This is a genomic window from Citrobacter telavivensis (genome assembly GCF_041807075.1).
Classification (GTDB): Bacteria; Pseudomonadota; Gammaproteobacteria; order Enterobacterales; family Enterobacteriaceae; genus Citrobacter_A; species Citrobacter_A telavivensis.
Map to the genome: position 1 here is coordinate 175,148 of NZ_JBGUBF010000005.1, position 21,991 is coordinate 197,138.

Genomic DNA, 21,991 nt, shown 5'->3' on the forward strand with positions numbered 1-21,991 from the left:
AGGCATCATGCCAGCATTAGATTTGATTCGACCCTCGGTCAGCGCGATGCGCGTGATTGCTTCCGTGAACGACGGGTTTGCGCGCGAACTTAAATTACCGCCGCATATACGTAGCCTCGGTCTCATCACGGCAGATTCTGATGACGTCACGTATATTGCCGCAGACGAAGCGACAAAACAGGCGATGGTCGAAGTGGTATATGGTCGTTCGCTGTACGCCGGGGCGGCTCACGGGCCGTCACCGACGGCCGGTGAAGTATTGATCATGTTGGGGGGACCGAACCCGGCGGAAGTGCGCGCCGGTCTGGATGCGATGGTCGCCCATATTGAAGGCGGCGCGGCGTTCCAGTGGGCGAATGATGCAGAAAACACGGCGTTTCTGGCGCACGTGGTCTCGCGCACCGGTTCTTATCTCTCGTCAACGGCAGGCATTGCGCTGGGCGATCCGCTGGCTTATCTGGTGGCACCGCCGCTGGAAGCGACGTATGGCATTGATGCGGCGATGAAATCTGCCGATGTACAACTGGTGACCTACGTGCCGCCACCGTCGGAAACCAACTACTCGGCGGCATTTTTGACCGGCAGCCAGGCTGCCTGTAAAGCCGCCTGCAATGCCTTTGCCGATGCGGTTCTGGATATCGCCCGTAACCCTGTTCAGCGCGCGTAACGGAGGTCATCGATGATCAATGCACTGGGGTTACTGGAAGTGGAGGGCATGGTTGCCGCCGTTGACGCGGCGGATGCCATGCTGAAAGCCGCCAACGTCAACCTGCTGAGCCATGAAGTGCTTGACCCGGGCAAGGTGACGCTGGTGGTGGAAGGCGATCTGGCGGCGTGCCGCGCGGCGCTGGATGCCGGAAGCGCTGCGGCGCAGCGGACAGGTCGCGTCATCAGCCGCAAAGAAATTGGTCGGCCAGAAGACGACACCCAGTGGCTGATCGGCGGATTTAAGCGTGCGTCGAAACCCCCTGAGCAGAAGAACGCGCCGAAGCCTGAAGCGCCTGCACGGTCTGAGTACGCCGACGCGCTGTTGGCACAGCTCGCCACAGTGCGTCAGGGCATGACGGCAGGAGAAGTCGCTGCGCACTTTGGCTGGCCGCTTGAAGAGGCCAGAAACGCGCTGGAACAGCTCTTTACTGACGGGGCGTTGCGTAAACGCAGTAGTCGCTATCGCTTAAAAAATTAACCTGTCGGAGGGCCGGGCGTCTTACCAGGCGTCCGGCATAAAAGATCATGAAAAAGACCCGTTCAGCCAGTTTGCACCATCTTTATCATGAAGCGTTACCCGAAGACGTTAAACTCACGCCAAAGGTTGAAGTGGATAACGTTCACCAGCGGCGGACCACGGATGTTTATGAGCACGCCCTGACGATCACCGCCTGGCAGCAGATTTACGATCAGCTGCATCCGGGGAAATTTCATGGCGAATTCACGGAAATCCTGCTCGATGACATTCAGGTTTTTCGCGAATATACCGGGCTGGCGCTTCGTCAGTCTTGCCTGGTATGGCCGAACTCGTTCTGGTTTGGCATTCCGGCCAGGCGAGGGGAGCAGGGATTTATTGGCGCGCAGTGTCTTGGCAGCGCCGAGATTGCTACCCGCCCGGGCGGTACGGAGTTCGAGCTGAGCACGCCGGATGATTACACGATCCTCGGGGTAGTTATCTCGGAAGATGTGATTTCCCGACAGGCACAGTTTTTACATAATCCGGAGAGGGTGCTGCATATGCTGCGCAACCAGTCGGCGCTGGAGGTCAAAGAGCAGCACAAGGCGGCGCTGTGGGGCTTCGTCCAGCAGGCGCTGGCGACCTTTAGCGAGAACCCGGAGAATCTTCATCAACCCGCAGTGCGTAAGGTGCTGGGGGATAATCTGCTGTTGGCGATGGGGATGATGCTGGAGGACGCGCATCCCATCAACTCGGCGGAAAGTATCAGCCATCAGGGCTACCGCAAACTGCTCTCCCGGGCACGGGAGTATGTGCTGGAAAATATGTCGGAGCCGTTGACGGTACTCGACCTCTGCAACCAGCTCCACGTCAGCCGTCGTACGTTGCAGAATGCATTTCACGCCATTTTAGGCATTGGGCCGAATGCGTGGCTGAAGCGGATCCGCCTGAATGCGGTGCGGCGAGAATTAATCAGCCCGTGGTCGCAGAGTACCACGGTCAAGGATGCGGCAATGCAGTGGGGGTTCTGGCATTTAGGGCAGTTCGCCACCGACTACCAGCAACTGTTCGCCGAGAAGCCGTCGCTGACGTTGCACCAGCGAATGCGCCAGTGGATGTAGTGGCGTGCCTGATGGTGCTTCGCTTATCCGGCCTACAAAGCCAGGCTCCGTAGGCCGGATAAGGCGAAGCCGCCATCCGGCAATCACACCCACTCGCGTACCTGAATAAAATCGTGCAGGGCAGCCTCCGGGCTGTCGGCGTCCGGCTGCCAGTCATATTCCCAGCGCACCAGCGGCGGCATTGACATCAGAATGGATTCGGTGCGCCCGCCGGTTTGTAGCCCGAACAGGGTGCCGCGATCCCATACCAGATTAAACTCCACGTAACGACCACGACGATAGAGCTGGAAGTTACGCTCACGTTCACCCCAGCTCATCGCCTGGCGGCGCTCAACGATCGGCAGATACGCCTCGGTATAACCTTGACCAACGGCCTGCATGAAGGCAAAACAGCGGTCAAAATCTGGCGTGTTCAGATCGTCGAAAAAGAGCCCGCCGATGCCGCGCTGCTCGTTGCGATGTTTGAGGAAGAAATAGTCGTCGCACCACTTTTTGTAACGCGGATAGACATCGTCGCCAAACGGCTGGCACACATCGCGCGCGGTGCGATGCCAGTGAACGGCATCTTCTTCAAAGCCGTAGTAGGGCGTTAAGTCGAAGCCGCCACCAAACCACCAGACCGGATCGGCACCCGGCTTTTCGGCAATAAAAAAACGGACGTTGGCATGGCTGGTAGGAATATAAGGGTTGAGGGGATGCACGACCAGCGAGACGCCCATCGCTTCAAAACGGCGTCCCGCCAGTTCCGGGCGATGCGCGGTGGCTGACGCTGGCATAGCGTCACCGTGTACGTGCGAAAAATTGACCCCCGCCTGTTCGAAGATACCGCCGTTACGTAGCACCCGACTGCGTCCGCCGCCGCCCGCGTCACGCTGCCAGCTATCCTCAATAAACTCTGCGCCGTCAATGGCGGTGAGCTGCTGGCAAATGGCATCCTGCAGGTTCAGCAGGAACTGTTTTACGCGTAGAGCATCGGGTTTCATGATTAACGTTTCTTCGAGTGTGCTTTCTGATTATCAAACCAGTGGAAATAGCTGATCACGCCGTTGGCGATGGCGGTGGCAATCTTCTGGCGAAACGCCGTGGTGCCCAGCAGTCGCTCTTCTTCCGGGTTGGTGATGAACGACGTTTCCACCAATACCGAGGGGATTGACGGTGATTTTAGCACCACAAACGCCGCCTGTTCCGTATTGCGACTGTGCAATTTATGTACGGGTTTGATCTTCCTGAGAATATGCGACCCCAGCGTCAGGCTGTTTTTGATGGTATCCGTCTGCACCAGGTCAAATAACACCTGTTGCAACAGGTGATCTTTGTCGGTCGCTTTCTTGCCTGCCGCTTCGTCGGCGCGGTTTTCGCGATCGGAAAGGTATTTCGCCATGGCGCTACTGGCCCCGCGATTGGAGAGGGCAAACACCGACGCGCCCGCCGCGCTGGGATTGGTAAAGCCGTCGGCGTGGATCGACATAAACAGATCCGCGCCGTGCTTATGGGCGATTTCAACGCGATCGTACAGGGGGATAAAGGTGTCGCCCGAACGCGTCAGGCGGCAATAGATCCCCTGACTGCGTAAAATAGAACGCACATTTTTCGCAATCGCCAGCACGACGTGCTTTTCTTTGGAGCCGTTGCGGCCAATAGCGCCGGTGTCGATACCGCCGTGTCCGGGGTCCAGCACGACAATGCGCTTGCCGCCCGATTTTTTCGTGGGCTGACTGTGACCATTGCTGGTTTTCAGTGGGGCTTCTTTGGCTGTGGCGTTCGACATCCCTGTTAATGTCAGCGCCGCCAGTCCGGCTTTCAGCACCTGGCGGCGCGAGGTGAGAGTTTTTAGCGGTTTAAAAGTGCTCATACGGCCTGAGTTGTAAAAAAAATAATCCTGATGTTATATCGTATCGCGTAATCCGTTACGACGCTTGATGTTGAGAATTGTTTTACTTTTCATTTCAATACGTGACAATTCGCTATTATGCCATTTTTTCCGCCGTTTCGCGTCAGATATTGGCTAAATCAGTTGTTCACGCCATAATCACTATTTTTAAGGCTAAAAGGGTCTCAATACCATGGAGATACGCGTTTTTCGCCAGGAAGATTTCGAAGAGGTGATCACCCTCTGGGAGCGCTGCGATTTGCTGCGGCCGTGGAATGACCCGGAAATGGATATCGAGCGGAAGGTGAATCATGACGTCAGCCTGTTTCTCGTCGCGGAAGTGAACGGGGAAGTCGTGGGGACGGTGATGGGCGGTTACGACGGTCATCGCGGGTCGGCCTATTATCTCGGCGTGCATCCGGAATTTCGCGGTCGCGGCATCGCCAATGCGCTGCTTAACCGACTCGAGAAGAAACTCATTGCGCGCGGTTGCCCGAAGATTCAGATCATGGTGCGTGAAGATAACGATGTCGTGCTGGGGATGTATGAGCGACTCGGCTATGAGCATTCCGACGTGCTGTGTCTGGGAAAACGCTTGATCGAAGATGAAGAATACTGAGTTTCATCCCGCTGATTACGACAGTCACGGTCATTTGCGTCTGCCCTTTTTATTCTGGTTTGTGCTGCTGCTCCAGGCGCGAACCTGGGTGCTGTTTGTGATCGCGGGTTCCTCTCGCGAGCAGGGCACCGCGCTGCTAAATCTGTTTTATCCCGATCACGACAACTTTTGGCTGGGACTGCTGCCCGGCATTCCGGCGGTGCTGGCGTTTTTGCTGAGCGGGCGACGTTACTCCTTTGTGCGTCTGTGGCATGCGTTGCGACCGTTGCTGATCGCGGCTCAGGTGGCGCTGCTCTGTTGGCAGCCCGTGTTGTGGTTAAATGGCTCCCCTGTCAATGGCGTAGGTCTGGCGCTGGTGGTGGCGGATATCGTGGCGCTTTTGTGGCTATTGACCAACCGACGGCTGCGCGCCTGTTTTGCTCTGGAAAAAGAATAACGGAACTTTTTGCTGAAGCCGGACTCCAGGTAACGTTGAATATTAATGAAAGGAAGTGAGATGAAATCGCTGCGTATCATGTTATGTGCCATGCCGCTGGCGCTGACCGGCTGTTCGACGCTGTCGTCGGTAAACTGGTCTGCCGCTAATCCGTGGAACTGGTTTGGTTCATCGACAGAAGTGACCGAGCAGGGCGTTGGTGCACTCACGGCGTCGACGCCGCTGGATGAGCAGGCTATTGCCGATGCGCTGGACAGCGACTATCGCCTGCGTAGCGGCATGAAAACCGAGAACGGCAATGTGGTGCGCTTTTTCGAAGCCATAAACGGTGACAAGGTGGCGATGGTCATCCACGGTGAGCAGGGTCACATCAGCCGCATTGATGTCCTGGATAGCGAAATTCCTTCCGAGGCCGGTGTTGAGGTTGGCGCACCGTTTAGCGATCTCTACAGCAAAGCGTTTGGCCATTGTCAGCCTGCCGCTGGTGACGATCCCGGTACTGTGGAATGCAAAGCCGAAGGCAGCCAACATATTAGCTATCTCTTTACCGGTGAATGGAAGGGACCGGAAGGATTAATGCCGCCGGACGATACGCTGAAAGCGTGGAAGGTGAGCAAAATTATCTGGCGTCGTTAATTTGCGTCTGAACAAACCCTCGAGCATAAAAAGAGGGTAAAATAACGCCCATCAATGCCACGATTGCGTGGCATTCTCATTTTTCAGGAGGAATGATGTCTCAGGTTCAGAGTGGCATTTTGCCAGAACATTGCCGTGCGGCGATTTGGATTGAAGCGAATGTGAAAGGCGACGTTGACGCCCTGCGTGGGGCCAGCAAAGCGTTCGCCGATAAACTGGCGACCTTCGAAGCGAAATTCCCTGACGCTCATCTGGGCGCGGTTGTGGCGTTCGGCAACAAAACCTGGCGCGCCCTGAGCGGCGGGGTCGGGGCTGAAGAGCTGAAAGACTTCATCCCTTATGGTAAAGGTCTGGCTCCGGCCACGCAGTACGACGTGTTGATCCACATTCTTTCTCTGCGTCACGATGTCAACTTCTCTGTCGCCCAGGCGGCCATGGAAGCCTTTGGCGACTGCATTGAGGTACAAGAAGAGATCCATGGTTTCCGCTGGGTGGAAGAGCGTGACCTCAGCGGCTTTGTCGACGGCACAGAAAACCCGGCAGGTGAAGAAACGCGCCGCGACGTGGCGGTAATCAAAGACGGTGTGGATGCTGGCGGCAGCTACGTCTTTGTTCAGCGCTGGGAACACAATCTGAAGCAGCTCAATCGTATGAGCATTCACGATCAGGAGATGATGATCGGGCGTACCAAAGAAGCCAACGAAGAGATCGATGGCGACTCCCGTCCGGCCACATCGCACCTGAGCCGTGTGGATTTGAAAGAAGACGGTAAAGGGTTGAAAATTGTTCGCCAGAGCTTGCCATACGGGACGGCCAGCGGCACTCACGGTCTCTATTTCTGTGCTTACTGTGCGCGTTTGCACAATATCGAACAACAATTGCTGAGCATGTTTGGCGACACCGACGGCAAGCGTGACGCCATGCTGCGCTTCACCAGGCCGGTGACTGGCGGATATTACTTTGCGCCGTCGCTGGATCGTTTGCTGGCGCTGTAATGTTTGCCGGATGATGGCTTTGCCTTATCCGGCCGACAAATACAACGTCTGTTCCTGGAACTCCACGTAGGCCTGATAAGCGTAGCGCCATCAGGCGTGAATGCGTTGTTGTACCGGTTGATGGCTTCGCCTTATCCGGCACAACAGTGAAAAATACCAATCCCCGCCTTGGCGGGGATTATTTTTACCTAAGATTTACCTTAATTAGTGAGCTGTTACTCAGCACTTATCTGTTTTTACTGTATTTTCAGTGTTAATGGAGTGTGAGACTCCATTTTCACAAGGAGAGCATTGAAATGGGTAAACTCACGGGCAAAACAGCATTGATTACGGGCGCATCACAGGGCATTGGCGAAGGTATCGCCAAAGTATTTGCACGTCATGGCGCGAACTTAATCTTGCTGGATATCTCCGATGAGATTGAAAAGCTGGCCGATGAACTGGGTGGCCGCGGGCATCGCTGTACCGCAGTGATTGCGGATGTGACCAATCCCGCGTCTGTAGCAGCGGCGCTGAAGAAAGCGAAAGCGGTGGAAGGCCGCATCGACATTCTGGTCAACAATGCGGGCGTTTGCCGTCTGGGAAGCTTCCTCGACATGAGTGACGAAGACCGCGACTTCCACATTGATGTGAACATCAAAGGCGTCTGGAACGTGACCAAAGCCGTTCTGCCGGAGATGATCAAGCGTAAGGACGGGCGCATCGTGATGATGTCATCGGTTACCGGTGATATGGTGGCCGATCCGGGGGAAACCGCCTATGCGTTATCGAAAGCGGCAATCGTGGGACTGACCAAATCGTTGGCGGTTGAGTATGCCCAGGCGGGGATTCGCGTGAATGCGATTTGCCCGGGCTACGTGCGTACTCCGATGGCGGAAAGCATTGCGCAGCAGTCAAATCCCGCCGATCCGGAATCGGTACTGAGCGAAATGGCGAAGGCTATTCCGCTACGCCGACTGGCCTGTCCGCTGGAAGTGGGGGAACTGGCGGCCTTTCTCGCGTCCGATGAATCCAGCTATCTCACGGGCACGCAAAACGTGATTGATGGCGGCAGTACGCTGCCGGAGACCGTCAGCGTCGGGGTCTGACAACCGCATAGCCCCTTCTGACACTCAGGAGGGGTTTTCTCTTATTCCCTTTTCAACTTTCAAATCAGCAAACGGTATATAAAACCGTTACTCCTTTCACACTCGTTATAAATATTATGGCTATTAGAAAGTCATCAAATTTATAAGGGTGCGCAATGGCCGTTAACTTACTGAAAAAAAGATATCTGACGCTGATGGCGTCGCTGTTACTGGTCGGTCAGGCGCAGGCGACGGAGCTATTGAACAGCTCCTACGACGTCTCCCGAGAACTGTTTGCCGCCCTCAACCCGCCGTTTGAACAGCAGTGGGCGAAAGATAACGGTGGCGATAAGCTGACCATTAAGCAGTCGCACGCGGGCTCCTCAAAGCAGGCGCTGGCGATTTTGCAGGGGCTGAAAGCCGACGTCGTGACCTACAACCAGGTGACTGACGTGCAGATCCTGCATGACAAAGGCAAGCTGATCCCGGCCGACTGGCAAAGTCGTCTGCCGAACAACAGTTCACCGTTCTACTCCACGATGGGATTCCTGGTACGTAAAGGCAACCCGAAGAACATCCATGACTGGAACGACCTTGTCCGCACTGACGTGAAACTGATCTTCCCGAATCCGAAAACGTCTGGTAACGCGCGTTACACATATCTGGCCGCATGGGGTGCCGCTGATAAAGCGGACGGCGGCGATAAAGCCAAAACCGAACAGTTCATGACGCAGTTCCTGAAAAACGTCGAAGTGTTTGATACCGGCGGTCGCGGCGCCACCACCACGTTTGCCGAACGCGGACTGGGCGATGTACTGATAAGCTTCGAGTCTGAAGTGAACAACATTCGCAAACAGTATGAAGCGCAGGGTTTTGAAGTCGTTATCCCGAAAACCAATATTCTGGCCGAGTTCCCGGTCGCCTGGGTGGATAAAAACGTCCAGGCTAACGGCACCGAGAAAGCGGCGAAAGCCTACCTGAACTGGCTGTACAGCCCGCAGGCGCAAACCATCATCACGGACTACTACTATCGCGTGAACAACCCGGAAGTGATGGACAAGCTGAAAGACAAATTCCCGCAGACCGAACTGTTCCGCGTGGAAGATAAATTTGGCTCCTGGCCTGAGGTGATGAAAACCCATTTCACCAGCGGTGGTGAACTGGACAAACTGTTGGCGGCGGGGCGTAAGTAATGTTTGCAGTCTCCTCCCGACGCGTGCTGCCCGGCTTTACCTTAAGCCTGGGCACCAGTCTGCTGTTTGTGTGCCTGATTTTGCTGCTGCCGCTCAGTGCGCTGGTGATGCAACTGGCGCAGATGAGCTGGGCGCAATACTGGGAGGTGATCACCAATCCGCAGGTGGTCGCCGCCTATAAGGTGACGCTGCTGTCGGCGTTTGTGGCGTCGATTTTTAACGGCGTGTTTGGCCTGCTGATGGCGTGGATCTTAACCCGTTATCGTTTCCCGGGGCGGACGCTGCTGGATGCGCTGATGGATCTACCGTTTGCCCTGCCAACGGCAGTCGCAGGTCTGACGCTGGCCTCGTTGTTTTCCGTTAACGGTTTCTACGGCGAATGGCTGGCGAAGTTTGATATCAAGGTCACGTACACCTGGCTCGGTATCGCGGTGGCGATGGCGTTCACCAGTATTCCGTTCGTGGTGCGTACCGTGCAACCGGTGCTGGAAGAGTTGGGCCCGGAATACGAAGAAGCGGCGGAAACGCTGGGGGCCACGCGGCTGCAAAGCTTTCGCAAAGTGATACTGCCGGAACTGTCGCCGGCGCTGGTGGCGGGTATCGCGCTGTCGTTTACCCGCAGCCTCGGCGAGTTCGGCGCGGTGATTTTTATCGCCGGCAACATCGCCTGGAAAACGGAAGTCACCTCGCTGATGATTTTTGTCCGTTTGCAGGAGTTTGATTATCCTGCCGCCAGCGCCATTGCTTCGGTGATCCTCGCAGCATCGTTGCTGCTGCTGTTTTCGATTAACACCCTGCAAAGTCGCTTTGGCCGACGTGTGGTAGGTCACTAATGGCGGAAGTTACTCAATTGAAGCGTTATGACGCTCCCCGCATTAACTGGGGAAAATGGTTTCTGATTGGCACCGGCATGCTGGTGTCGGCATTCATCCTGCTGGTGCCGATGATCTACATCTTCGTCCAGGCGTTCAGCAAAGGGTTGCTGCCCGTGCTACAGAATCTGGCCGATCCGGATATGCTACATGCTATCTGGCTGACGGTGATGATCGCCCTGATTGCGGTGCCGGTGAACCTGGTGTTTGGCATTCTGCTGGCCTGGCTGGTGACCCGTTTTAACTTTCCAGGACGCCAGTTATTGCTGACGCTGCTGGATATTCCCTTCGCCGTCTCGCCGGTGGTAGCGGGGCTGGTATATCTGCTGTTCTACGGCTCCAATGGTCCGCTGGGCGGCTGGCTGGACGAGCATAACCTGCAAATAATGTTCTCCTGGCCGGGGATGGTGCTGGTCACTATCTTCGTCACCTGTCCGTTTGTGGTACGTGAGCTGGTGCCGGTGATGCTCAGCCAGGGCAGCCAGGAGGATGAAGCGGCGATTTTACTGGGCGCATCCGGCTGGCAGATGTTCCGTCGCGTGACGTTACCGAACATCCGCTGGGCGCTGCTGTATGGCGTGGTGCTGACCAACGCCCGTGCGATTGGCGAGTTTGGCGCGGTGTCGGTAGTGTCCGGCTCGATTCGCGGCGAAACCCTGTCGCTGCCGTTACAGATTGAATTACTGGAGCAGGACTACAACACCGTCGGCTCTTTTACCGCCGCCGCGCTGCTAACGCTGATGGCGATTGTTACCCTGTTTTTGAAGAGCATGTTGCAATGGCGCCTGGAAAATCAGGAAAAACGCGCGCAACAGGAGGAAAATCATGAGCATTGAGATTGCCAATATTAAGAAGTCTTTTGGTCGCACCCAGGTGCTGAACGATATCTCACTGGATATTCCTTCAGGTCAGATGGTTGCCTTGCTGGGGCCGTCCGGTTCCGGTAAAACCACGCTGCTGCGTATTATTGCCGGGCTGGAGCATCAGTCCAGCGGCCATATTCGCTTTCACGGCACCGACGTCAGCCGTCTGCATGCCCGCGAACGTAAAGTCGGTTTTGTGTTCCAGCACTATGCGCTGTTCCGCCATATGACCGTATTCGACAATATCGCCTTTGGCCTGAACGTCCTGCCGCGTCGTGAACGCCCCAATGCGGCGGCGATCAAAGCGAAAGTGACGAAACTGCTGGAGATGGTGCAACTGGCACACCTGGCGGATCGCTTTCCGGCACAGCTTTCAGGGGGGCAAAAACAGCGTGTCGCTCTGGCCCGTGCCTTGGCCGTTGAACCACAAATTCTGCTGCTGGATGAACCGTTCGGCGCCCTTGATGCGCAGGTGCGTAAAGAGCTGCGTCGCTGGTTGCGTCAACTGCATGAAGAGCTGAAATTCACCAGCGTCTTTGTGACACACGACCAGGAGGAGGCCACCGAAGTGGCAGACCGCGTGGTGGTGATGAGCCAGGGCAATATTGAACAGGCCGATGCGCCGGATCAGGTCTGGCGTGAACCGGCGACCCGCTTTGTGCTGGAATTTATGGGCGAAGTTAATCGTCTGCAGGGCACGATTCGCGGCGGACAGTTCCATGTTGGCGCGCACCGCTGGCCGTTGGGCTATACGCCTGCGTATCAGGGGCCGGTGGATCTGTTCCTGCGTCCGTGGGAAGTCGACATTAGCCGCCGTACCAGTCTGGATTCGCCGTTGCCGGTACAGGTCATCGAAGCCAGCCCGAAAGGGCACTACACCCAGTTAATCGTGCAGCCGCTCGGGTGGTATCACGAACCGCTGACGGTGGTCATGCAGGGGGATGATGCCCCGGTGCGCGGCGAACGTCTGTTTGTCGGCCTGCAAAACGCGCGGTTGTATAACGGTGAGCAGCGTATTGAAGGTATTGTGCAGTTTGAACGTGAACTGTTTGAACAATCAGCTTAATCATTTCGATCTTCTCTTTTAAAGGCTCACCCGGTGGGCCTTTTTTATTTTATAGCCTCTTCCCCCTCACGAATTATTAAGAAAACTGACGATAATGTCACAGCGAGTTACGCATCAGTGCCATTTTTGCGTAATGACTTGGCATCGCTATTACTGTCTAATAAAACGATACCGCAAGGATATCATGTCTGTTAAACGTAAAGATATAAGCTGCGTATCTTGGGGGAGTAATGGTTGATATCAAACAGTGTGAAGATTTTTTTCCCTCAGATGCTCATGCGTTTTGTGTTTTTATGCTAAACAACCAGTCAATGGCTGATTTGCACGGACATGAGTTTGATGAACTGGTGATTGTGCGTGGCGGCAGTGGTTTTCATATTGTTAACGATCATGCTGAGATGATCCGTCGCGGTGATTTCTTTTTTGTGACAGCGAATGATGTCCATTATTATGAGTCAACCAGTGAGCTTTGTCTTATTAATATTTTAATTCATCGGGGGCGTAATTTTAAATATATTAAAAATATCGATGATATGATTGATGCACTCAGTATTAGTACTCATCCTTTTAATGATCATTATCAGCCCCTGGTCGATGAGTTGTTGAATTCGGTAGTGATGCTGGCAGAAAGCATCAGCCAGCGTCGGGATGACGCTTTTGATGCGCTCTACTTTTCTGGTACGGAATCTTCATTCTTGAAAATATTAACCATTCTGTGCCAGTGTGTGATGGAATACAAAGGAATACCTATTGAAAGCAAAGGGAAATTTTATCTTCTGGATCAGGTCAGGCAAAAGTATGCGCAGGAGATCAACTGGAAAAGCGTCTGCGAAGAGAGCGGTATTGCCTTACGTACGCTGTACCGTTTTTTTCATGAAATGACCGGGCAAACCCCCGAGAAATTTCAACAGGTGTACCGTCTGTTAAAAGCACAAGAGTTATTGCGAACCACTGATATTCCTGTGAGTCGGATTGCGACATCGTGCGGGTTTTCTAATCCTACGCGTTTAACCGAGGCTTATCGCCGCTATTTTCGACGCACGCCTTCGCGGGAGCGACAGATGAGTTTATCTGTTCAGTCTGATTCATAATGATTTAACTGATTTTTGCCAGTAATGACTTAAAGGTGTTCAGACTTTGAGTTGGCTGACTTTTGCCTGGGGTACGAGAGTGATATTCAGCATTTTTCATTCAGGAGTCTGTTTATTCGTTAATTAACATAAATGGAGTAACTATAATGCCTGAGATAAAAAAGCAGAATCCCTGGTATATTGGTGTGATATCGGGGATGGCCTCCTATATTGATTCTGCAGCCATTGTCTCTAATGGTACTGCGCTGGTTATTTATCAAAAGTCGCTGGGAACGACATCAACTGAAATTGGCACGCTTTCTGGTGTATTGACATTGTGTATAGCTCTGGGCGCTTTTTTTGGTGGTCGCCTTGGCGATTATTACGGACGACGTAACGTTTTTATTATCACCATGGCAATGGTTCTGGCGGGTTCTTTATTATTAGCCTTTGGTCCGAGCTTCACGTTATTACTGATTGGCACTATTTTTGTCGGGCTGGCGACCGGGGCCGATCTGCCCGTCTCTCTGGCCACTATCTCAGAGGCGGCTTCAGATAAGAATCGGGGCAAAATTATCGGTCTGTCGAATTTACTCTGGTTTGCCGGTATTTGCTCGACCATGGCGCTTTCTGCCCTGATCGGTGGTTGGGGGAAGCCTGGCGCGCAAATTCTTTATCTGCATGTTGGCGTTGTCGCCGCGCTTCTGCTGATCTTGCGGTGGTCTTTGCCGGAGTCGCCCATGTGGTTGATCGCGCGTAAAGAGCGACTAAGTGGAAAAGCGACGGTGCGGGCGCAAAAGAATTCTTATGCGGATTTGCTTCGCGGAAAGTACCTGTGGCCCTTTGTGGCACTCTGCCTGTTCTATATGTTCACTAATCTTGCGGCTAATACCGGCGGCCAATTTGGGGCTTACGTGGCGGTGAATGTGGTGGGTATCACAGTTGAAAAGAACGCACTGTGGAATTTACTGCTGATGCCCGTGGGGATGCTATCTGGGCTGCTGTTTATGAAGATGGTGGACACCGAAAAAAGGATGCGGGTGTTTATTATCGGCGCCTGCTTTTTTGCCGGGGGCTTCTTTATGCCGGTATTGCTGCAATTTTCGCCGGTGTCGTGGTTCTGCTGTCTGCTGTTCACCGCGATGGGCAGCGGGATGGCGTTTGAAGGGATTATGAAGGTCTGGTCGCAGGAATCTTTCCCGACCATGCTGCGCGCCACGGCGCAGGGCGCGATTGTCGGCCTTGCGCGGCTGACCTGCGGCGTGCTGGCCTTTGTCACGCCGGTGCTGCTCGATGCAGGCCCGATTGTTCTCTACACCATCCTTTCCGCCGTTGTGGCTTCAGGCATGTTAATTGGCTGGTTTTGTTTTCATGGCAAATCACGCAATGAGTTTTTGAGTGAGTCAGAGACGATTCAGGAAGCCACCTCACAAACTATGCCGGTCCCCGTGCGTACCTCTGTCCCCCATTAATGTTATCCGCAAGGAGAATTGAATCATGCTGTCAGTCAGTCAACTTACTTTGAATGGAGAAACGGCGTTAACCGGCGTGGATAGGCTGCCGCTTATCGGCTGGAAGATGCAGAGTACGCAACGCAACGTTTTGCAGCGTTCATGGCACTTGCAGTGCAGTACCCGGGCTGATTTTTCAACGCTGGCTTTTGATAGCGGTGTTGTGAATAGCGAGACGTCGAATAATATCGAATTGAACGAATTCACGCTTCGGCCTTCTACGCGCTATTTTCTGCGGGTGCGTATTACCGCCAACGACGGCGATCGCAGCGAGTGGAGTCCGATGGCACAGTTCGTCACGGGGTTACTGGATTTCCCCTGGAAAGGGACGTTTATCTCAGCGGAAACGCCGCAGGACAAGGAGAACTCAAAAGCCACACTGCTGCGAAAAGTCTTTTCAGTGACGGCTGAAAAGAAGGTGGCTAGCGCTTATGTGCATGCCACGGCATTAGGCATTTATCAGCTCTTTCTGAATGGGCAGCGAGTGGGAACGGATGAACTCACGCCGGGCTGGACCAGCTATCGATACCACCTTTTGTACCAGACGTACGATATTACGGGGTTGTTGAACAGTGGGGAGAACGTAGTTGGTGCGGAGCTTGGGGCGGGCTGGTTCAAAGGGGATATGGGGTTCAGTCGCCACCGCAACTACTACGGGGAGCAGACGGCGTTATTGTGCCAACTGATGATTGAGTATGAAGACGGTTCTCAGCAGAGCGTGGTCAGCGACCTGTCATGGTGCGGCAGCGATTCTGCACGCCAGTTTGCCGAAATCTACGATGGTGAACGCTATGATGCCTCTCTGAATCTACAGGGCTGGCAGCGGCCGGACTTCAATGACTCGGCCTGGCGCAACGTTTCGGTGATTCCCTGGGAGAAAAACGCTCTGGTTGCCCAGGGGGCGGGCACCATCAAACAGATCGAACGTCTTCCTGTTGCTGCACTGATTGTGACGCCCCAGGGCGACAATGTGCTGGATTTCGGCCAGAACATGAGCGGTTGGGTGGAATTCCGGGTGAGGGGCAAGCCCGGTGACAACGTGGTGTTGCGTCATTTTGAGACGCTCGACGCCTGCGGCAATGTCTATCTCGACAATTTACGCAGCGCGAAGCAGCGTGTGGAATATACATTGAGCGGTGAGGGGGAAGAAGTCTGGCATCCTCGTTTTAGCTGGCAGGGATTCCGTTATGTGAAGGTTGAGGCGTACCCGGGCGAGCTCAACCCGAACAATTTTACCGCCATTGTCATTCATTCTGCGATGCAGGCAACCGGGCAGTTTGCCTGCTCAAATCCGGACCTGAATCAGCTTCACCACAATATTCTTTGGGGGTTGAAAAGCAATTTCGTCGATGTACCGACCGATTGTCCGCAGCGCGATGAACGTCTGGGCTGGACGGGCGACGCGCAAATCTTCTGTCGTACGGCCAGCTATCTGATGCAAACTCGTACCTTTTTTGCCAAATGGCTGACGGATCTGAAGTATGACCAGACGCCAGAAGGCGGGGTGCCGCATGTGATCCCGGATATTCTGACCGGGCATTGCCGTCAGGATAAATTCCTCGCAGAAGGTGGAACGCACTCAGCGACAGGCTGGGCGGATGCCGCCGTGATCAATCCGTGGACGATGTATCTGATGTACGGCGACAAGCGCATCCTGCAAAATCAGTATGCCAGTATGAAAGGTTGGGTCGATTTTATGCAGGCTCATGCTGACAATGATATCTGGCGCTATAAGCTACAGTTTGGTGACTGGGTGGCGCTGGATGCGCAGGAAGGCAGCTACTTCGGCGCCACGCCGGAAGACCTGCTGTGTACAGCCTGGTATGCTTTGTCGACGTCATTGTTTGCTAAGGCGGCAGAGGTGTTGGGCCACGAAGACGATCATCGATATTACAGCGCACTACAGGCCAGAATTGTGAAACGCTTCCATGCGCGTTTCTTCACGCCAGAAGGCAATCTGACGGCGCAGACGCAAACGGCGCACATTGTCGCGCTTTGTTTCGATCTGACGCCCGTAGCCCTTCGTCAGCGCGTGGCGAACAGGTTAGTCGCGTTGCTCAATGAGCACGACGGGCATCTGGTGACAGGTTTTCTGGGTACACCGTATTTCTGCCATGCGCTAAGTCAGAATGGTCGGGCAAAAGAAGCCTGGGCGCTGTTGCTGAAAGACGACTTCCCGTCCTGGTTGTATCAGGTGAAAGCCGGGGCGACGACGGTATGGGAACATTGGGATGGCATCAAGCCAGACGGTTCCATGTGGAGTGCGGACATGAACTCATTTAATCATTACGCCTACGGCGCAGTGGGCGAATGGTTGTATCGAACTGTCGCAGGGATTGAGGCTGATGAATCAGCGCCTGGCTTTAAGCATGTGATAATTTCGCCGCTGCCCGGTGGCCAACTGAGCTGGGTTCAGGCAACTTATGAATCAATTTACGGTGAGATTGCCGTAAAATGGCAGGCTATCAAGGGCAAGGTTGCCATGACTTTCCGCATTCCGGCGAATACCACTGCAACGGTGAAATTGCAGGCGGTAAAAGAGATCGAAAATTCAGACGGACTGGCATTTCGTCGCTCAGACGCGGGCTGGTCTGCAACGGCAGGTTCTGGTGAGTACCGTATCGACTATTTACCCGATGATTCAGTAGACCTGACTTTCACAGACTGATAGCTTTATTGCATCCTGATGTTGCCGGGTGACGCTCCGCTTACCCGGCATTTTTATTGGAATGCAGAAGTGACGACATTAGAAAACACCATTGGCAACACTCCTTTAGTCAAGCTCCAGCGCCTGACGCCGGACAACGGCAGTGAAATCTGGGTCAAACTGGAAGGTAATAACCCGGCAGGATCGGTGAAAGATCGCGCCGCGTTATCGATGATTGTTGAAGCGGAAAAACGCGGCGAGATTAAACCTGGCGACGTGTTAATTGAGGCCACCAGCGGGAACACCGGCATTGCGCTGGCCATGATTGCCGCGTTGAAGGGCTATCGCATGAAGCTGCTGATGCCGGACAACATGAGCCAGGAGCGTCGTGCGGCGATGCGCGCCTACGGTGCTGAGCTGGTTCTGGTCACCAAAGAGCAGGGGATGGAAGGAGCGCGTGATTTAGCGCTGGAAATGGCCCAGCGCGGCGAAGGTAAGCTGCTGGACCAGTTCAACAACCCTGATAACCCGTACGCGCACTACACCACCACAGGGCCGGAAATCTGGCAGCAAACGTCCGGACGCCTCACCCATTTTGTCTCCAGTATGGGGACTACCGGCACCATCACCGGGGTTTCCCGCTTTCTGCGCGAGCAGGCCAGCGCGGTCACCATTGTGGGGCTGCAACCGGAAGAGGGCAGCAGTATTCCGGGGATTCGCCGCTGGCCAGCGGAATACATGCCGGGCATTTTTAACGCTCAGCTTGTCGACCTGGTCGTGGATATTCACCAGCGGGAAGCGGAGAACACCATGCGTGAACTGGCCGTGCGTGAAGGGATCTTCTGTGGCGTCAGTTCAGGCGGTGCAGTCGCTGGCGCGATACGCATTGCGAAAGTGAATCCAGGCGCGGTGGTGGTGGCGATTATTTGCGATCGCGGCGATCGTTATCTCTCTACCGGTGTGTTTGGCGAAGAGCACTTCAGCCAGGGCGCAGGGATTTAATCATCTGCCTGGCCCGGCCATGGCCGGGCTATGTGGACTAACTCTGGCGTTTTTTCACCAGCAGATCCAGGAACTGCCAGAGCTTTTCATTCATCTCCCGGTAATCCCATTCGCGCATTTCCGCTTTCGAGCGAATAAAGCGCTTCCCTTTGGCTTCTGCCAGCTCCTGTTCAGAGTGCTGGATCAGCCCTTCCACCGCCTCGGCGGTAAATTCCATGTGGCACTGGAAGCCATAGACGAAATTGCCGTACTGCACTATCTGCCGTGGACACCCAACGCTTGCGGCAAGTACCGTTGCTTGATCGGTAAGCCCTGGCATGTCGTTGTGCCAGTGACCGACGGTGAGCGGAGATCCGAAGTGGGCAAGCAGCGGATGCTGCTTCCCTGCTTCGCTCAGGGTGATCGGATAGTGACCAATCTCTTTCTCCGGGCTCTGGCAGACTCTGGCTCCCAGCGCCTCGCCAATCAGCTGTGAGCCCAGGCAGATCCCGACTACAATACGACCCGCCGAGATGGCCTGGTTAATCAGATGCTGTTCGGCCAGAGAATCAAAGTAAGGGCACTCAGCGAGCGTGGTGCGGGGTGATTGTGGGCCGCCAAAAACGACGAGCATATCAAAGCCATCGGCGTTAGCCGGAACGGGTTCGCTGTCGTAGACGCGAGTCCAGGTGATGCTGTAGCCACGCGCTTCGGCCCACGGCAAATAAGCACCGGCCGATTCAAACGATTCGTGAATGATAAAATGGACGTGCACGGTGCTCTCCTGTTATTGGCCCAGCGCCTGATGAATGTGGGCGGCCAGGCGGTTGATGTCGTTGTCGTTGAGTGTGGAAAGGGTAATGCGCAGACCCTGTGCGGGCGTGTTGACGCCGAAGGCTTCGCCTTCACGCACCAGCCAGCCGAATTTCGCCAGCGCGAATGCGGTGTTCTGACTGGCTTCGGCGAGCGGTAGCCACAGGTTCAGGCCATCGCCGGGGAAAAAGTGGCTGATGCCTTGCGTGCGCAGCGCCTCAGCCAGTTTACGCTGTTGATCGGCATAAAACTGGCGGGTTTCCGTGAGGGTTTGCTGCCAGATGGGGTCTGCCAGACAGGCGTAAACCAGATCCTGCAAAATGTGGCTAACCCACTGACTGCCGGCGTTAAGGCGCAGGCGTAGCTTTGCCGAAGTAGCGGGATCGCTGGCGACAATGGCAAGACGCAGGTCCGGGCCCAGCGCTTTCGACATTGAGCGAACGACCGACCAGTGGAGCGTTTCTGCTGCAATCACCGGATGCCATGCGGAGGCTGAAAGCAGGGCAAAGTGGTCGTCAACAATCACCAGTACCTGCGGATATCGCGCAAGGATAGCCTGTAACGCACCAGCGCGTGCGGCGCTTAAACTGCATCCCGTCGGGTTGTGCGCCCGTGGCGTCACGATCACCGCGCGTGCACCTTTGCTCAGCGCCTGTTCGAGTCCTTCGGGGAGCATCCCTTCGCTATCGACGCTCACCGGACTGGCGCTGAATCCGGCGTATCGCAGCATGTTGATGCTGCTTAAAAAACAAGGGTCCTCAACGACCACGCTATCGCCCGGCAGCAGATGGGCGCTCAGCAGGCGTTCAATGGCATCAATTGCGCCGCTGGTGATATCAATTTCGCCCGCAGTGGGAACGGCATTCTGCATCCACCGTGTCGCCCAGCGCGTTAGCTCCGGTGTCACCGGCGCGTCGCCGTACAGGCGGTGGCCGTGATGGAGAGTCGCAAAGTAGCGACTCAGGTCGGGTAGACGAGTCGGATCAGGATTCCCGCTGGAGAGGTCGTGCAGTGGTGTATGGGGGTCGCCGCCCTCCCGCGCGATGGGCGTAGTAGCGCTTTTTATGACGGTACCGTTGCGGCCACGACTTTGCGCCAGTCCGGAAGTGACCAGGCGTTTGTAGGCCGCCGCGACGGTATTGCGATTGACGTTGAGCTGCGCGGCCAGTTCCCGCACCGGCGGCAGTGTTTCACCCGCAGACAACACGCCACTGGTGACGTGCTGACGTATACTGTCAAAGATTTCGCTGGCGGTTTTTCCGTCGATCATTATTGACCTATGACAAAATGAATTTTAGCATATGACGATAATAGTGAGGCACCAGCCCGCTGTCCAGTGAGAGGAGAAGTCTATGGGGCAGGAGAGTGATATTCAGTCAGTGCTCTTCGACGATAAGCATCGGGCGTTACAGACCGATATTGTCGCCGTTCAGTCACAGGTGGTGTATGGCAGCGTCGGCAACAGCATCGCTGTTCCTGCCATCAAAGCAAAGGGTTTGCGGGTGACGGCGGTGCCTACCGTCCTGTTCAGTAATACTCCGCACTATGACACGTTCTATGGGGGCGTGATTCCGGCTGACTGGTTCAGTGGCTATTTGCAGGCGCTCAATGAGCGCGATGCGCTGCGCGAGTTAAAGGCGGTGACGACCGGTTACATGGGGAGCGCGGAGCAAATTGCGCGACTGGCGCAGTGGCTGAAAACCGTGCGTGAATCGCATCCTGATATTCCTGTTCTGGTCGATCCGGTGATTGGCGATACCGACAGCGGGATGTATGTGAAAGCCGAGATTCCGGATGCTTATCGCCGCCATCTGCTGCCGCTGGCGCAGGGGCTGACGCCGAATGTTTTTGAGCTGGAGATGCTCAGCGGCATGCCGTGCCGCACGCTGGAGGAGGCTGTCGTCGCGGCGAGATCGCTGCTGACCGACACGCTGAAGTGGATTGTGATCACCAGCGCGCCAGGACAGGACAGCGACACCATTACTGTGGCGGTGGTGACGGCGCAAACGCAGGATGTGATTGAACATCTGCGTGTAGAAACCGATCTGAAAGGGACCGGCGATCTGTTTTGTGCCGAGTTGATTAGCGGCATTGTGCTGGGAAAATCACTGACGCAGGCAACGCGACAGGCTGCGGAACGCGTGCTGGAGGTGATGACCTGGACGCAGCAATGCGGTTGTGACGAACTGATACTGCCTCCGGCAGGGGAGGCGCGATGAAGAGCTATCGGCTGGTGGTGCGCCAGCAGGGACGCATAGTAGGGCATTTTGAGACCAGCGGGCTGAATGCGCTGGAGGATGTCTGCGTGGCGCGCGCGATGTTTGGCATTACGGGTGGCTATCAGTGCGAACTGTTGGTTTCTGATTCAGAAAAGCGGATGCTGGAGAGCGGGCCGGAAGGGATGAAAATCCTGATGCGGGAAAAGTGTTATCGTCCGGTGACCTCGCCATTGTGACCGCAGCACCGATGCCGGATGGCGGCGCAAACGCCTTATCCGGCCTACAGGTCTAACTCCGTGGTGAAAAATCGCGTCGGCCTGATAAGCGCAGCATCGATGCCGGATGGCGGCGCAAACGCCTTATCCGGCCTACAGGTCTAATTCCGTGGTGAAAAGTCGTGTAGGCCTGATAAGCGCAGTACCGATGCCGGATGGCGGCGCAAACGCCTTATCCGGCCTACAGGTCTAACGCCGTGGTGAAAATCTCGTCGGCCTGATAAGCGCAGCGCCGATGCCGGATGGCGGCGCAAACGCCTTATCCGGCCTACAGGTCTAACTCCGCGGTGAAAAGTCGCGTAGGCCTGATAAGCGCAGCGCCGATGCCGGATGGTGGCGCAAACGCCTTATCCGGCCTGGCGGCCCAACTCCGTGGTGAAAAATCGCGTAGGCCTGATAAGCGCAGCACCGATGCTGGATGGCGGCGAAAACGCCTTATCCGGCCTACAGGTCTAACTCCGTGGTGAAAAATCGCGTAGGCCTGATAAGCGCAGCGCCATCAGGCAGGCCGGAAGCATCGTTGGTGGATGACGTGTATAAAAAAATGGCGCCAGAAGGCGCCATTTTTTCCT

Annotated in this window: 22 protein-coding genes; 18 read left to right on the forward strand and 4 right to left on the reverse strand. The window is 55.2% G+C overall.

Going from position 1 to position 21,991, the window contains the following annotated elements:
- Positions 1-7 precede the first annotated feature (7 nt).
- The 3 genes from eutL to eutR are packed head-to-tail and all read left to right on the forward strand — an operon-like array spanning position 8 to position 2,286.
- Positions 8-667, forward strand: coding sequence for an ethanolamine utilization microcompartment protein EutL (gene eutL, locus ACERJC_RS19470; protein WP_046484833.1), 660 nt, complete (start codon positions 8-10; stop codon positions 665-667).
- Positions 668-679: 12 nt separating this feature from the next.
- Positions 680-1,186 (forward strand): ethanolamine utilization microcompartment protein EutK, encoded by a 507-nt coding sequence (gene eutK, locus ACERJC_RS19475; RefSeq protein ID WP_371894530.1) that lies wholly within the window; start codon positions 680-682, stop codon positions 1,184-1,186.
- Positions 1,187-1,233: 47 nt separating this feature from the next.
- Complete coding sequence (gene eutR, locus ACERJC_RS19480; RefSeq protein ID WP_373672292.1) at positions 1,234-2,286, forward strand: HTH-type transcriptional regulator EutR; 1,053 nt, start codon at positions 1,234-1,236, stop codon at positions 2,284-2,286.
- Positions 2,287-2,369: 83 nt separating this feature from the next.
- On the opposite strand, the gene hemF is transcribed toward eutR, so the two are convergent.
- Entirely contained in the window at positions 2,370-3,269 is a 900-nt protein-coding gene (gene hemF, locus ACERJC_RS19485; protein WP_152403055.1) for an oxygen-dependent coproporphyrinogen oxidase, read from the reverse strand.
- A gap of 2 nt (positions 3,270-3,271) precedes the next feature.
- Entirely contained in the window at positions 3,272-4,138 is an 867-nt protein-coding gene (gene amiA / locus ACERJC_RS19490) for an N-acetylmuramoyl-L-alanine amidase AmiA (protein WP_373672293.1), read from the reverse strand.
- A gap of 211 nt (positions 4,139-4,349) precedes the next feature.
- Between amiA and ACERJC_RS19495 the strand changes: the two genes are divergently transcribed.
- The 13 genes from ACERJC_RS19495 to cysM all read left to right on the forward strand — a co-directional run bounded on the left by ACERJC_RS19495 (position 4,350) and on the right by cysM (position 18,133).
- On the forward strand, positions 4,350-4,775 hold the full coding sequence (locus ACERJC_RS19495; RefSeq protein ID WP_042317665.1) for a GNAT family acetyltransferase: 426 nt from the start codon (positions 4,350-4,352) through the stop codon (positions 4,773-4,775).
- The gene (locus tag ACERJC_RS19500; protein WP_373672294.1) at positions 4,762-5,211 is read left to right on the forward strand and encodes a DUF2919 domain-containing protein; all 450 of its coding nucleotides are present in this window, start codon (positions 4,762-4,764) and stop codon (positions 5,209-5,211) included. Before ACERJC_RS19495 ends, ACERJC_RS19500 begins: the two co-directional genes overlap by 14 nt.
- Before the next feature lie 60 nt (positions 5,212-5,271).
- A complete protein-coding gene (locus ACERJC_RS19505) occupies positions 5,272-5,847 on the forward strand; it encodes an RpoE-regulated lipoprotein (RefSeq protein ID WP_373672295.1) in 576 nt (191 codons plus the stop codon).
- Between the two features lie 95 nt (positions 5,848-5,942).
- Positions 5,943-6,842 (forward strand): Dyp-type peroxidase, encoded by a 900-nt coding sequence (locus ACERJC_RS19510; RefSeq protein ID WP_373672338.1) that lies wholly within the window; start codon positions 5,943-5,945, stop codon positions 6,840-6,842.
- 296 nt (positions 6,843-7,138) lie between these two features.
- Positions 7,139-7,930, forward strand: coding sequence for an SDR family oxidoreductase UcpA (gene ucpA / locus ACERJC_RS19515; RefSeq protein ID WP_178827397.1), 792 nt, complete (start codon positions 7,139-7,141; stop codon positions 7,928-7,930).
- 155 nt (positions 7,931-8,085) lie between these two features.
- On the forward strand, positions 8,086-9,102 hold the full coding sequence (gene cysP, locus ACERJC_RS19520; RefSeq protein WP_152403067.1) for a thiosulfate/sulfate ABC transporter substrate-binding protein CysP: 1,017 nt from the start codon (positions 8,086-8,088) through the stop codon (positions 9,100-9,102).
- Complete coding sequence (cysT, locus tag ACERJC_RS19525; RefSeq protein ID WP_152403069.1) at positions 9,102-9,935, forward strand: sulfate/thiosulfate ABC transporter permease CysT; 834 nt, start codon at positions 9,102-9,104, stop codon at positions 9,933-9,935. Before cysP ends, cysT begins: the two co-directional genes overlap by 1 nt.
- Complete coding sequence (gene cysW, locus ACERJC_RS19530; RefSeq protein WP_152403072.1) at positions 9,935-10,810, forward strand: sulfate/thiosulfate ABC transporter permease CysW; 876 nt, start codon at positions 9,935-9,937, stop codon at positions 10,808-10,810. The genes cysT and cysW overlap by 1 nt, the downstream gene beginning before the upstream one ends.
- Positions 10,800-11,903 carry a sulfate/thiosulfate ABC transporter ATP-binding protein CysA gene (gene cysA / locus ACERJC_RS19535; protein WP_286632799.1) on the forward strand — a complete coding sequence of 368 codons (1,104 nt, stop codon included), beginning with the start codon at positions 10,800-10,802 and terminating at the stop codon, positions 11,901-11,903. Before cysW ends, cysA begins: the two co-directional genes overlap by 11 nt.
- Before the next feature lie 230 nt (positions 11,904-12,133).
- The gene (locus tag ACERJC_RS19540) at positions 12,134-12,994 is read left to right on the forward strand and encodes a helix-turn-helix domain-containing protein (protein ID WP_178824139.1); all 861 of its coding nucleotides are present in this window, start codon (positions 12,134-12,136) and stop codon (positions 12,992-12,994) included.
- A gap of 146 nt (positions 12,995-13,140) precedes the next feature.
- Positions 13,141-14,445 (forward strand): MFS transporter, encoded by a 1,305-nt coding sequence (locus tag ACERJC_RS19545; RefSeq protein WP_373672296.1) that lies wholly within the window; start codon positions 13,141-13,143, stop codon positions 14,443-14,445.
- A gap of 25 nt (positions 14,446-14,470) precedes the next feature.
- Entirely contained in the window at positions 14,471-17,152 is a 2,682-nt protein-coding gene (locus ACERJC_RS19550; RefSeq protein ID WP_373672297.1) for a glycoside hydrolase family 78 protein, read from the forward strand.
- A 69-nt stretch (positions 17,153-17,221) separates the two neighbouring features.
- Positions 17,222-18,133: a cysteine synthase CysM gene (gene cysM, locus ACERJC_RS19555; protein WP_373672298.1), complete on the forward strand. Its 912-nt coding sequence runs from the start codon at positions 17,222-17,224 to the stop codon at positions 18,131-18,133.
- Between the two features lie 37 nt (positions 18,134-18,170).
- On the opposite strand, the gene ACERJC_RS19560 is transcribed toward cysM, so the two are convergent.
- Together ACERJC_RS19560 and ptsJ are read right to left on the reverse strand one after the other, a co-directional pair.
- A complete protein-coding gene (locus ACERJC_RS19560) occupies positions 18,171-18,887 on the reverse strand; it encodes a type 1 glutamine amidotransferase (RefSeq protein ID WP_373672299.1) in 717 nt (238 codons plus the stop codon).
- A 12-nt stretch (positions 18,888-18,899) separates the two neighbouring features.
- A complete protein-coding gene (ptsJ, locus tag ACERJC_RS19565) occupies positions 18,900-20,195 on the reverse strand; it encodes a MocR-like B6 salvage transcription factor PtsJ (protein ID WP_373672300.1) in 1,296 nt (431 codons plus the stop codon).
- A gap of 82 nt (positions 20,196-20,277) precedes the next feature.
- Here ptsJ and pdxK point away from each other — a divergent pair, with 82 nt between their 5' ends.
- Positions 20,278-21,144: a pyridoxine/pyridoxal/pyridoxamine kinase gene (pdxK, locus tag ACERJC_RS19570; RefSeq protein ID WP_373672301.1), complete on the forward strand. Its 867-nt coding sequence runs from the start codon at positions 20,278-20,280 to the stop codon at positions 21,142-21,144.
- Positions 21,141-21,380, forward strand: a complete 240-nt coding sequence (locus ACERJC_RS19575) for a cytoplasmic protein (RefSeq protein ID WP_152403088.1) — start codon at positions 21,141-21,143, stop codon at positions 21,378-21,380. The genes pdxK and ACERJC_RS19575 overlap by 4 nt, the downstream gene beginning before the upstream one ends.
- Positions 21,381-21,991 lie beyond the last annotated feature (611 nt).

Coding starts and splice junctions, on each gene's coding strand:
- eutK (WP_371894530.1), top strand. CDS start 680: ATGATCAATGCACTGGGGTTACTGGAAGTGGAGGGCATGGTTGCCGCC.
- ACERJC_RS19510 (WP_373672338.1), top strand. CDS start 5,943: ATGTCTCAGGTTCAGAGTGGCATTTTGCCAGAACATTGCCGTGCGGCG.
- cysP (WP_152403067.1), top strand. CDS start 8,086: ATGGCCGTTAACTTACTGAAAAAAAGATATCTGACGCTGATGGCGTCG.
- cysW (WP_152403072.1), top strand. CDS start 9,935: ATGGCGGAAGTTACTCAATTGAAGCGTTATGACGCTCCCCGCATTAAC.
- ACERJC_RS19550 (WP_373672297.1), top strand. CDS start 14,471: ATGCTGTCAGTCAGTCAACTTACTTTGAATGGAGAAACGGCGTTAACC.
- ACERJC_RS19540 (WP_178824139.1), top strand. CDS start 12,134: ATGGTTGATATCAAACAGTGTGAAGATTTTTTTCCCTCAGATGCTCAT.
- eutL (WP_046484833.1), top strand. CDS start 8: ATGCCAGCATTAGATTTGATTCGACCCTCGGTCAGCGCGATGCGCGTG.
- ACERJC_RS19500 (WP_373672294.1), top strand. CDS start 4,762: ATGAAGAATACTGAGTTTCATCCCGCTGATTACGACAGTCACGGTCAT.
- ACERJC_RS19495 (WP_042317665.1), top strand. CDS start 4,350: ATGGAGATACGCGTTTTTCGCCAGGAAGATTTCGAAGAGGTGATCACC.
- amiA (WP_373672293.1), bottom strand. CDS start 4,138: ATGAGCACTTTTAAACCGCTAAAAACTCTCACCTCGCGCCGCCAGGTG.
- ACERJC_RS19505 (WP_373672295.1), top strand. CDS start 5,272: ATGAAATCGCTGCGTATCATGTTATGTGCCATGCCGCTGGCGCTGACC.
- cysA (WP_286632799.1), top strand. CDS start 10,800: ATGAGCATTGAGATTGCCAATATTAAGAAGTCTTTTGGTCGCACCCAG.
- pdxK (WP_373672301.1), top strand. CDS start 20,278: ATGGGGCAGGAGAGTGATATTCAGTCAGTGCTCTTCGACGATAAGCAT.
- hemF (WP_152403055.1), bottom strand. CDS start 3,269: ATGAAACCCGATGCTCTACGCGTAAAACAGTTCCTGCTGAACCTGCAG.
- ACERJC_RS19575 (WP_152403088.1), top strand. CDS start 21,141: ATGAAGAGCTATCGGCTGGTGGTGCGCCAGCAGGGACGCATAGTAGGG.
- eutR (WP_373672292.1), top strand. CDS start 1,234: ATGAAAAAGACCCGTTCAGCCAGTTTGCACCATCTTTATCATGAAGCG.
- ucpA (WP_178827397.1), top strand. CDS start 7,139: ATGGGTAAACTCACGGGCAAAACAGCATTGATTACGGGCGCATCACAG.
- ptsJ (WP_373672300.1), bottom strand. CDS start 20,195: ATGATCGACGGAAAAACCGCCAGCGAAATCTTTGACAGTATACGTCAG.
- ACERJC_RS19545 (WP_373672296.1), top strand. CDS start 13,141: ATGCCTGAGATAAAAAAGCAGAATCCCTGGTATATTGGTGTGATATCG.
- cysT (WP_152403069.1), top strand. CDS start 9,102: ATGTTTGCAGTCTCCTCCCGACGCGTGCTGCCCGGCTTTACCTTAAGC.